We start from the raw sequence: 2,467 nt of genomic DNA, 5'->3' as shown, positions 1-2,467 counted from the left end.
GGGATCAGGGTGTGGGTGTGGGTGTGGTTCCAGGTTTCGAGGATGGTGTGGCGTTCATCTGGGTTGAGGATCTCGATGTCGGACAGGCGGGTGTGGGGGTTGGTGGCGATGGTGTCGAGGACGGTCAGGTAGCGGTGGGTGAGGGCGCGGACGGTGTGTGGGTCGAACAGGTCGGTGGCGTATTCGATCAGTGCGGGAATGTCCTGGTCGGGGTCACCGGGGTCGACCAGGTTGATGAATAGGTCGAATTTTGCGGTGCCGGTGGGGGCGGGCAGGGCGGTGGCCTGTAGGTCGGGCAGGTCGATGTCGGGCAGGGTGTTGTTCTGCCAGGCCAGGCAGACCTGGAACAGGGGGTGATACGCGGTGGTGCGGGTCGGGTTGAGTAGTTCGACCAGCAACTCGAAGGGGAGGTCTTGGTGGTCGTAAGAGGCCAACGCTTTGTCGCGGACTTGGTCGAGGACCTGGTCGAAGCGGGGGTGGTGGGCCAGGTCGACGCGTAGTACCCAGGTGTTGACGAAGAAGCCGATCAGGTCGGTCAGGGCGGTGTCGGTGCGGCCGGCGATCGGGCTGCCGATGGTGAGGTCGGTGCCGGCGCCGAGTTTGTGGAGCAGGACGGCGAGGGCGGATTGGGTGAGCATCGACATGGTCACCCCGTGGTGGCGGGCGAGTTGGTCGAGGCGGTGGTGCAGGTGTGCGGGGATGGTGAAGTCGATCGTGTCGCCGTGGTAGCTGGCGGTTTTGGGGCGGGGCCGGTCGGTCGGTAGTGGTGTCAGATCCGGTGCCCCGCCGAGTTCGTGTTCCCAGTACCGGTATTGGGTGGACAGGGCGCTGTCGGGGTCGGTGATCTCGCCGAGCAGGTGGTGTTGCCAGAGGGTGTAGTCGGCGTACTGGACTGGCAACGGCTGCCAGTGTGGTTCCTCACCGTCGCGGCGGGCGGTGTAGGCGTGGGTCAGGTCCTCGATCAGGGGGGCCAGTGACCAGCCGTCGCCGGCGATGTGGTGGACCAGCAGTACCAGCACGTGCTCGTCGGGCCGGCACCGCAATATGGTTGCCCGTAGCGGGATTTCGGTGGCCAGGTCGAACCGGTACCCGGCCGCGGCGGCCACCGCGTCGTCCAGTTGGTGCGTGTCGAGGTCGGTGACCTCGATCGAGGTGGTGGCGTGGTCGGGGGGCAGGATGTGTTGGAAGGGTTGGCCTTCGATTGCTCCGAAGAGGGTGCGTAGGGGTTCGTGGCGGGCGATGACATCGTCGAGGGCGGCGGTCAGCGCATTGGTGTTCAGGGGTCCGGTCAACCGGAGGGCGAGGGGGATGTTGTAGGTGGCCGACGGGCCCTCGTATTGGTGCAGGAACCACAGTCGTTGCTGGGCGTGCGAGAGCGGGATCCCGTCCGGTCGTTCCACGGGCAGCAGCGGGGGGCGTATCGGTCGGGTGTTGTCGAGGCGCGTGCTGAGTTCGGCGATGGTGGGGGCGTCGAACAAGACCCGGATGGGGAGTTCGACGCCGAGGGTGGTGCGGATCCGGCTGATCAGCCGGGTCGCGAGCAGCGAGTGCCCGCCCAAATCGAAGAAGGAGTCGTCGATCCCGACCCGGGGAACACCGAGAATCTCGGCGTACAGGTCGGTGAGGGTGTGTTCGTCGGGGGTGCGGGGGGCCCGGTACCGGCCGAGGCCAAAGTCGGGGGCGGGCAGGGCTGTACGGTCGAGTTTGCCGTTCGCGGTCACCGGCAGTGAATCCAAGATGACGATCGCGGCGGGCACCATGTACTCGGGCAGCCGGCCGGCCACATACGCCCGGAGTTGGGTGGTGCGGTGGGCGGCGGCGGGGTCGTTGACGTACCGGGAGAGCGGCCCGACCTGGTCGGCGGGCCGGTACAGGTCGGTCAGCGGGGTGTGTTGTGTGGTGGGGGTGTGGAAGATCGCGTCGAGGTGTCCGGGGGTTGTCGAGTAGGTGACGGCGGTGGTGTAGCCGGTCTCATCGCCGATCCGGTGCAGGTCCTCAGGTACTGGTGCGCTGCGGTCGGTGTGGGGGTCGAGGATGTCTGCGCCGTCGCTGACATTGTCGACGATGTCGGTGAGGGGGGTGTCGGGGTGGGCGTGGCCGGCGGCCTGGTGGGCGGCGACCTCGTCGATGACCCCGGCATGGGGAATCCCGGTGACCCGCAGGGCGTCCGGTCGCTCGTGCTCGAGCAGGGCCCGGAGTGCGGTGGTGTCGGGCAGGTCGTGCCAGGCCCGGGTGGGGACGGTGTGCATCGACCGGGCCCGGGTGGGGGCCTTGTACACGATCACGTCGTAGCGGTGCCGGGTCATTTCGGTGTCGGGGTGCCCGCGCTCGAGTTGAATGTCGACCCCGGTGATGTCGGGGTGATGGTCGGCGAGGGCGAGGAAGAATTCCGGGGCCAGCAGCAGTTCTTCTTCGGTGGCGATCTCGCGTCGGATCCGGTCCAATAGTCCGCCGGCAGTGTCGGTGC

The 2,467-nt window shown here is 67.5% G+C and carries 1 protein-coding gene; it reads right to left on the bottom strand.

Annotated features, from left to right (window positions below):
* A partial coding sequence (locus AB0I57_RS20025) for a condensation domain-containing protein (protein ID WP_358339324.1) occupies positions 1 to 2,467 on the bottom strand: 2,467 nt, incomplete at both ends.

The organism is Rhodococcus sp. NPDC049939 (assembly GCF_040656415.1).
Lineage (GTDB): Bacteria > Actinomycetota > Actinomycetes > Mycobacteriales > Mycobacteriaceae > Rhodococcus_F.
Note: the sequence above shows the minus strand (reverse complement) of the source record. Positions and strands in the feature narration are given on the sequence as shown.